The organism is Myxococcus llanfairpwllgwyngyllgogerychwyrndrobwllllantysiliogogogochensis, assembly GCF_006636215.1.
Classification (GTDB): domain Bacteria; phylum Myxococcota; class Myxococcia; order Myxococcales; family Myxococcaceae; genus Myxococcus; species Myxococcus llanfairpwllgwyngyllgogerychwyrndrobwllllantysiliogogogochensis.
Window position 1 is genome coordinate 1 of sequence record NZ_VIFM01000395.1, and the last position, 7,834, is coordinate 7,834.

Consider the following 7,834-nt stretch of genomic DNA (forward strand, 5'->3'; position numbering starts at 1 on the left):
TGGGCTCCATCAACCACTCGGTGCCCTCGCGGAAGCACCGCGCGACGCCGATGGCGGGGCTCCAGGAGTCGTGGTTCCACAACAGCGGCACGCGGAATTCGTCTCCCGCCGACTTGATGGCGAGGACGCGGTCCTTGTGCCGGTCCAACGACGTGGAGGTAATTCGGAACACCGGGGCGGCGTTGGTGGCGCCGCTCGCGGCAGGCTTCGACTCCAGCAGCTTCTGGAAGGTCTTGGGCTTGGTCATGCCCCGGTAGAAGGGGCGGCGCTACACACGCCCCTCCTCGCCCGTCCTGTCGCGCGGCGGCTCCGGCGTGGCGTTGGCGGCGGCGCTCTCCCCGTTGTTGCCGCCACCGCCCTGGCCCGGCAGGGTCGGCCCGAGCACGCCCTCCAACTCCGGCAGCGCCTGACGCCCGGCCAGCTCGCGCGCTTCGTTCTGCGTGAAGGCCGGGGTGATGGGCGTCGTCATCGCGCGGAAAACCCTCTCCCATTCCTGCGGGCGCGGGTCCTCGTAGTCGAGGATGACATCCGCGTCGACGAGCGGCACCAGGCGGTGCTGGAACCAGGAGAGGAGGAACTCCAGGCGCGGGGCCACGGCATACTCGGCAAGGTGGTACTTCGCTGCCTCGGACGTGCTCCGGTTGCTGGAAGCGGTGTCGCCCAGCAACTCGGGCGGCACGTTGTACGTCTGGCGCACGTAGGCGCGCAGGCCCGTCGCCAGCTCGTCCGCCTGCAGCTCGCGGTAGTTGACGGCAATCTGAGCGAGAGAAACACCGCCAGGGGCGAACCACACCTTGCCCGCGTTCTCCGGGCCCTTGTGCTCCTCCTTGAATCGCTTCTCCAGGTCCTCGGCGGCCTCCTCGCCCTCGAAGCTGTCGCGTTTCGAGTCCACGCCCACCACCGCCGCGGGGATTCCGCCTCGCTCGAAGGTGGCCTTCGCCGCGCGGTCGATGGCCTCCATCGTGTCGAGCTGGTCTCCCAGCGCCATGCCTCGCCCGGTGCCACGCCCCAGGGGATTCTCCGGGTCGAGGTGCTTGAGCCAGAGCATGTGCGCGGCCGCCACCTGCCCGTGGAAGAGGCCATACGAGACGGCGAAGAATGGGGCGCCGGGCTGGGGCGTCTGGAGCACGCAGTGCGGCGGCACCGCCTCCCAGCCGACGGGCCGGCCGTTTTCGCCGAGCCGAAGCCAGAAGAACGCCTCTCCCACCAGGTCCAGGTGCAGCTGCGCGAGCTTGCGCAGCTCCCGCCCGGGGAACTCTGGGTGTGGCGACTCCAGCAGCCGGAGTATCTCGTGGGCCGGCAGCTCCACCAGCTCGCCGGCTTCGGTGCCTTCCTCCAGCGCCTTGCGCCGCTCGGCCTTGACGGTGGACTTCCACCGCGGGTCCCCGTGCCAGCGCTTTGCGTCGCCATGCGCGACGCGCTTGTAGGCCTTCCAGCGCGGCGTCGCGACAGCGTCCGCCACGGTGTCCACCACGGCGCGGAGCCAGCCGCTTTCACGGTAGGCGGCGAGGACGGCGCGGCTCCCCCGGCGCGGAGAGAAGCTGACGACGGGCAGGGCGTAGACGAGGGGGCCGCGATGGGTGGGCAGCAACCCGACTGCCTTCAGGGCACGGCGAACAAGAGAGGCCATGCCCCGGAAAAGGGGCGGGTACGGCGTTCCGGGGAGGGCCACCTTGCAGTAGCCTTCGTCGTCTCGTCCAGGCGAGGAGGGGGCATGGCTAGAAAGAAGAGGCTGTTTGCAAATGCGAACGAGGCGACGGGGCACCGACAGCTCACGGAGTGGGCACGGGCAAACGGGTTCGTCATTTCTTCCCAGTGCAGTCTCTCGCAGGTGCTTGATGTAGATGCTCTGACTGGCGCAGAACGGAACTACGCGTTCATGGCCAGCTTTGACCTAGTCGTTGCGCGGTCGGGTGATGGTGAGATTCTCTTTGCGGCCGAGGTCGACGGCGAGAGTCACAAGAGTGCGGCCGCACAGCGTAAGGACCGCCTGAAGAACATGATTTGCAGGAAGCTGAACATGCCTCTTGTCCGGGTCGGCCCGACTGCACTGTCGACAAAGCTTGATGGCTTTGCCAGCGCCCTGACCTGGATTGCAACCTTGTTTCCGCATGCCGACGCAATCGCGGATGCCTACTCCAGTGGCGCAATTCCGAGTGACGAAATCGTATTCCCAACCGACATCGGCGTGGACTTTGTCGGCGGGAAACTACACTTTCCGCTTGATCCCGTCGTGTCGGCATACAATCGGATGCATCAGTATGTCGCTGATGGTCATGTCTTGCGGTTTCCAGCGACCTTCAATGCAAACTATGCAGGCTATTCTGCTGGTGGAACCGTAACATTTGCCCTCGCGTTTGTGGAGACAGGGACCCTTGTTGGCTGGGGAGGGTGTCTAACGGGAAATGACCTCCCGATCCCTGAGCACGATGTGTCGACGACGCTAGCTGTTGTGGACCTTGAGCAGCAAATTCTACAGTACATTGGTGGGATTCGCACACCGCTCGCGCCGCCTGCCGTGGTTGCACGGATGAGAAGGGCACAGTGGGCAAAGGGCTGGTCATTTGATGAGGGCGGCGGTGTTCATCCTGTTATTAAATTCACCAACGAGGGCAAGAGATAGAGTTGTGACGCCCTAGGCCAGAGTCCGTGGTGCTCGAACAGACACGGAATCCACGCGGTCGTTCAATGCGTGGCCGCCTTCCTACTCGTCCTCGTCCCTGTCCGAGCCCGCCGTGACGTCCTTCACCTCGCGCTCGGCCGCTCCGACGTTCTGCCGCTTCGGGATGACGTACTTGAAGATGGGCCACGCGAAGGCGTCGGCGCGGTCGTCGCGTCCATGGCCGCCCTCGGCGCCGGTGAACTTCGCGAGCTGGGCCTCCAGCTTCTCGTGCTTGCCCACCATGTGGACCAGTCCGCTTTCTGCATAGGACGACACGGGCGCCGCTCGCTCGGCCTTCGACTGCCGGGCTCGCTCCGTCCGCAGCTTCACCTTGGCGACCGTGCGGATGGTCGACTTCACCATGTTCCCGCCCGAGTTCGTCTCGGCAAAAATCCAGGCACGTGGACGCCCGCGGCTGTCCTTCGCGGCGTACGGCTCCCAGTAGCGCAGCGCCTCGACCGCCTTCTTGGCCCATGCACTGGGCTCGGGTGACTGAAGTGACAGGTCGGCCAGGACGTAGACGTGGTCCATCCCATCGGCCTCGCGCCGCACTCCGACGACGACGATGCCGTGCAGGTCGGACGTCTTCTTCTCGCCCGTTGCCGGGTCGATGCTGATGACGATGTAGTCGAAGGAACTGGGGCGCTTCTTCGGGGCGACGCGGGTCTTGGTCCAGTTGACCTTCCGATAGAGAGCCGGGTCCATGGCGAACGTCAGCTCGCCCATGAACTCGCGCTTCCCCTCGGTGCTGTGCATCACCCGGCGCGCGTACCGCACGTAAGCCGGGTCGAGGTTGTCGGTGTTCTCCAGTGTCGAACTGCGCGCGAGGACCAGGCCGTCCCGGTCGCCCAGCATCTCGCGGAACAACGCCGTGGGCGCGGGCGTCGTCGTGATGAACATGCGCGCCGACAGCCCCTCGCGGCGCATGCGTGAGGTGCGCAGTCGGTTGACGGCGCGGCACTCCTTGTAGACGGCCACGGCGTCGCCCTTCCACGCCACGGGTTCGTCGGCCCAAATGAACGTGTACTGGTGCCCGCGGAACTTGTCCGCATTCTTCGCGGGCAGCCACGTGGCCTGCGCGCCGTTGGGCCACACCAGTCGGCGCTTGGCCTTCTCATATTTGGGATAGAACCAGGGAGGGCTGAGCGTGAGGATGCCGCTCGTTCCTTCGAGCTGGTTCTTGACTATCTCGCTGTAGGTCGGCCCGACGATGAGGATGCGCGCCTCTGGGTCCGCGCGCGCCTCCTCAATGACAGCACATGCCCCGGAGTATGTCTTTCCGGCGCCGCGCCCGCCCATGAAGAAGAACGTGCGGTAGTGCAGGGGTGGCGCCTGAACCGGGCGCAATGAGTAGATGGGCTCGTAGTAGAGCGCTACGAGTTCCTGGGCCGTCAGTCCCAGCAGGTCCACCAGCCCGACGGCCGAGCCGCGGCTCGCGCGAGCACGGAGCGCTACCCGTTGGAGACGGGAGTGCCGGCCGTGGGTCACCGAGGTGATGACGGGGATGCCGGCGAGCAGGTCCTCGGCGGCGTCGAGCATCGCCGCGCTAGCAACCATCGTCGTCCTCCCCCGACTCGCCGTCGGCAGGAGGAGCCGCGACGGCTGCCTCGAACTTGTCGTGCTCCTCGAGGAAGCGCTCCAGCTTCTCGTCGAGCTTGTTCCGCGCCTGCTCCGGCGTGACCAACTCGAACAGCGGCCCGAGGTTGTTGCCCGCCGTCGGCGCCGCACTCACCCTGGGCAGCGTGTAGTGCTTGGGGTCGGAGATGGAGAGCCGCCACCGGATGAACTTCTCCAGGAGCGAGCGGTTGCCGATGTTCGCGAGGACCAGCTCCTCCAGCGCTCGGCGGAAGTGCGCGGAGGCGGCCTCGTACTCCATCGTGAACCAGGTGTAGAGCGTCTGCTCGTTTGCCTCGATGTCCTCGCGCCCGCGCCGGAGCCACCCCTGCACGACGGAGTCGCTCGTGCCCGCGAGCACAGCCGCGTCCCGAAGGAAGCGGCCGGCCGCGATGTGGCGGCAGAGCGCCAGGCCAAGGGGCTCGGTCAGCGTCGTCGCCGGGCCCCGCTGCTTGAGGGGCCGGTACGTCGCGAGCGGGTCCAGGCCCAGCACCTCGGCAGGCTCGGCATCTGAGTCATGTTCGCGGTGACGGGCCACACCCCCAGAGAAGGGGTGCCGACTACGTGCCGCACGCTATCTGCACGGCGCGCTTGAGCAGCGCCTGCACGGCGTCGGTAGCCTTCGTCACCTCCTCGCCAGGCACTCGGCTCCCCGGCGCGTTGAAGACAGCCACGACGGAGCCTGCGGCGCTGATGACGGCGGCTAGGTCGGAGAGGGTGGTTCGCTGTGGCTCGGGCGCGGGCTCGGCGCCGGCGTCCGGACTGTCGGTGGGGATGCCGAGGGCCTCTCGCACAACGGTCCGAATGTCGGTGCCGTTCCTATTCGCCAGCGCGACCTGGTCGGCGGAGAGGTGCGCGGTCCTTCCTGCGTACTTGCGCCGCCCCGTGAGGGCGAGCCCTGAGGGGGTGGCGAAGGCGGTGACGTCGGCATGCCCACGGAGGCGGTCGGCGAGGCGACGGATTGAGTCGGTGGTCATGCCCTCCCAGAAGGGGCGCTAGCGGGCCGCCATTCGATGCATCGGCAGGGTGGCCCACGACCATGGACACGCACCCAGGACGCGCCAGCGGCCCGCCAGGAACGCCAGGGGCCCTGGGAAAACGGGGGGTCGCCTAACAGTTTCGGGGAAAACCGCTGGGGATTCCGCACGCCCGGATTGCAGGGCGCCGAGCAATCCGATTTTGGGGGTACATGTGGGTTTCCCACCCCAGGGGTGTCATACCTGCGTTCAGTCGCAGCGGAATCGCTTCATGTGCTACATGTAAGGGTGTCGGCATTGGCGACCCCTTCACGGGCTGTCGATTTCCCCTTTCTTCGCTTCCATCCAGGCGCGTGGTGGGGAAGGCGGCGCGAGGAGTCTGGACGGAACAGACCCCTTTGGTGCTGTCGCAAAGCGCGACGTCACCCGCGCCGGTGTCGCGGTGGCCCGCCCCTTCTGCCGGGCATGGCCAAGACCACGGAACAGCGCATCGCCCGGCGGCTCCAGGAGACGACAGGAGCCTCGTACAACAGGTGCCTCAACCACACGCGCCACGTCCGCCCGTCGGTTGCGGACGGCCCGGACTACGAAGAGCGGTGGTACGCGGCGGCACTCCAGGCGCTGAATGCCCCGAGGGCGCGATGAACATCAAGACCGTCGCGTTCGTGGGACAGGCATCTGCCGTGGTCGGTGGCGCGCTCGTCATCGTCGCAGGACCAATCGCCTTGCTGGGAGCCCGACCCATCGCATTGGCCTGCGCTCTCGGCGCCTTCGTCCCCATGGCCATTGCCGTGGCATGCCTGTTCTGGCTCGACGAGCTGCGTGCCCGGGAGCAGCAGGCACAGCGGCACGAGCGGGACCGAGCAGCCGCGTCCGGCCCACCTCGCCACGCGCTCGATGCCGCGGCCGCACTCAACGCGGCCCTGTCGGCGGACCCGGAGGCGGTTGCTCAACTCCTCGCGACGCGCGTGCCGTGCGGCAATGCACTGGCGCTGCACCCCTCCATCCAGGTTGCGCGCGACACGGACGGGCGCTGCACGGTGGGTGTCCTCGGGCTCATCAACGGGGTGTTGGGCACCATCCCGGCTGGACCTCGTGCTGGGTGGGGGTGGGTGACCTGCCTCATCGATGACGACAGCAAGCCCATCTGCTTCGAGGTGACCGACACGGGCGGAGATGGCGTGTCGCCGGTTCGGCCGTTCCCGGCGGAGACGCGCGGTGGCGGGCGATGACCCCCTCGATTGAGACCGCCATCCTCGCCCTTGCGGTCAGCCAACTCCTGGTGCCTCTGTTGAACGGCCTGTTGGCCCGCCGGCAGGTGAAGCACGAGCAGGCCGCCGACCAGGTGCCCCTGCTCGTGGAGCGGGTGGGGACCGTCGCTGCCGATGTGAAGGACATCAAGGCGGACCTGCGGCGGGTAGGGGAAATCGACGCGGCCCAGCGGCTCATGGACCAGCGTGTCCGCACCTTGGAGTCGTTCCAGAACGAAGCGCGCCCCCAGCTCCTTCAGCTCTCCAATCAGACCCACCTGCTGATGGGCGAGCGCGGGGCACGGCAGCAGCTCCAGCGCGCCGCGAACCTTGTAGCGGCTGCCGGTGGCGAGCGCTCCGACACCTGATGCGCGCCCCTTCTCCCGGGGTGTTGTCCACGCGCAGTCCCGGGAGCACCACATGAGCAAGCAGCAACCCACCATCGGCCGCATCGTCCACTTCGTCATCCCCGAAGGCCCGTCCAGGGGGCAGGCGCGCCCTGCCATCGTCGCCAACGTCGCCGAGGGGGAACGCGTCGCGCTGCACGTGTTCGTCGATCATGTTGTCGACGACATCCTGCCCGTCGTGCCGTTCGTTCCCAGCGCCGCGCCCGGTGGCCCCGACCAGCCGGGCACCTGGTACTGGCCGCCACAGGTGTCGGCGCAGCCCGCGGCGCCGGCCTACACCCCGCCTGAAGAGTTGGTGGAGCGCGCCCGCGTTGCCCTGGCGGCGGCGAGTAGCCTTGAACTCCACAAGGCCGAGCGCTTCTACAAGACGTATTGCAGTGCGACGGACGGGCGCTCGGAGGTGACGGGGGCCGAACTCCCGCCCTTCGGCTCCTGCTCCGTGCTGGTGCGTGCCGGCTGGCTGTCCGTCTTCCGCGACAGCTTGCCCCCGGAGGAGATGGGCTTCGGCTCCTGAGTCGCGCCCTGGCCCGTGCCCGTCTCGGCGCAGGCCGCCTCTTCTCCTGGAGGGTAACCCTCACCTCCAGGAGTGTTGTCCATGCTTCGACCCACGCAGCGCACCGCCTTCATCGCCACGGTCCTCTCGCAGATGCACTGCCCGTATCGTTGGGGCGCGAAGGGCGAGCGCGACGGCGTCACCCACCAGCGCCTCTTCGATTGCTCCGGCCTCGTGACGTGGGCGCTGCGTGAGGTGTGCGGCCCGGACTGGCGGGGCTCGCACAACACCGACCGACTGTGGGCTGACTGCGTGCGCGTGAGCCACGCCGAGGAGCCAAAGCCGGGCGACCTGGTGCTCTACCACTCCAAGACCGACCCGACCGACCCGGAGCACGTCATGGTGTACCTGGGCGATGGGCTGGTGGTGGG

The 7,834-nt window shown here is 67.6% G+C and carries 11 protein-coding genes; 6 read left to right on the top strand and 5 right to left on the bottom strand.

Annotated elements, in window-relative coordinates; translation table 11 throughout:
• Window positions 1-247, bottom strand: a 247-nt coding sequence (locus tag FJV41_RS46490) for an HK97 family phage prohead protease (protein ID WP_497812673.1), incomplete at its 3' end; no start/stop codon positions are given.
• Between the two features lie 21 nt (window positions 248-268).
• Window positions 269-1,591 carry a phage portal protein gene (locus FJV41_RS46495; RefSeq protein ID WP_246137850.1) on the bottom strand — a complete coding sequence of 441 codons (1,323 nt, stop codon included), beginning with the start codon at window positions 1,589-1,591 and terminating at the stop codon, window positions 269-271.
• Between the two features lie 123 nt (window positions 1,592-1,714).
• Here FJV41_RS46495 and FJV41_RS46500 point away from each other — a divergent pair, with 123 nt between their 5' ends.
• Complete coding sequence (locus tag FJV41_RS46500) at window positions 1,715-2,623, top strand: DUF2726 domain-containing protein (RefSeq protein ID WP_181791437.1); 909 nt, start codon at window positions 1,715-1,717, stop codon at window positions 2,621-2,623.
• A gap of 81 nt (window positions 2,624-2,704) precedes the next feature.
• Here FJV41_RS46500 and FJV41_RS46505 read toward each other — a convergent pair whose 3' ends face one another.
• From FJV41_RS46505 to FJV41_RS46515, 3 genes are read right to left on the bottom strand one after another with little or no spacing between them, the layout of a single operon-like run.
• Window positions 2,705-4,219, bottom strand: a complete 1,515-nt coding sequence (locus FJV41_RS46505) for a terminase large subunit domain-containing protein (RefSeq protein WP_141649061.1) — start codon at window positions 4,217-4,219, stop codon at window positions 2,705-2,707.
• Window positions 4,209-4,814, bottom strand: a complete 606-nt coding sequence (locus FJV41_RS46510) for a hypothetical protein (protein WP_141649062.1) — start codon at window positions 4,812-4,814, stop codon at window positions 4,209-4,211. Before FJV41_RS46510 ends, FJV41_RS46505 begins: the two co-directional genes overlap by 11 nt.
• Window positions 4,815-4,836: 22 nt before the next feature.
• Window positions 4,837-5,253 (bottom strand): hypothetical protein, encoded by a 417-nt coding sequence (locus FJV41_RS46515; protein ID WP_141649063.1) that lies wholly within the window; start codon window positions 5,251-5,253, stop codon window positions 4,837-4,839.
• A 465-nt stretch (window positions 5,254-5,718) separates the two neighbouring features.
• Between FJV41_RS46515 and FJV41_RS46520 the strand changes: the two genes are divergently transcribed.
• From FJV41_RS46520 to FJV41_RS46540, 5 genes are all read left to right on the top strand, one after another.
• Window positions 5,719-5,898, top strand: a complete 180-nt coding sequence (locus tag FJV41_RS46520; protein WP_141649064.1) for a hypothetical protein — start codon at window positions 5,719-5,721, stop codon at window positions 5,896-5,898.
• Window positions 5,895-6,485, top strand: coding sequence for a hypothetical protein (locus FJV41_RS46525; RefSeq protein ID WP_141649065.1), 591 nt, complete (start codon window positions 5,895-5,897; stop codon window positions 6,483-6,485). Before FJV41_RS46520 ends, FJV41_RS46525 begins: the two co-directional genes overlap by 4 nt.
• Window positions 6,482-6,871, top strand: a complete 390-nt coding sequence (locus tag FJV41_RS46530; RefSeq protein ID WP_141649066.1) for a hypothetical protein — start codon at window positions 6,482-6,484, stop codon at window positions 6,869-6,871. The genes FJV41_RS46525 and FJV41_RS46530 overlap by 4 nt, the downstream gene beginning before the upstream one ends.
• 52 nt (window positions 6,872-6,923) lie before the next feature.
• Window positions 6,924-7,424: a hypothetical protein gene (locus FJV41_RS46535; RefSeq protein WP_141649067.1), complete on the top strand. Its 501-nt coding sequence runs from the start codon at window positions 6,924-6,926 to the stop codon at window positions 7,422-7,424.
• 81 nt (window positions 7,425-7,505) lie between these two features.
• The coding region (locus FJV41_RS46540; RefSeq protein WP_141649068.1) for a C40 family peptidase at window positions 7,506-7,834 on the top strand (329 nt) is incomplete at its 3' end.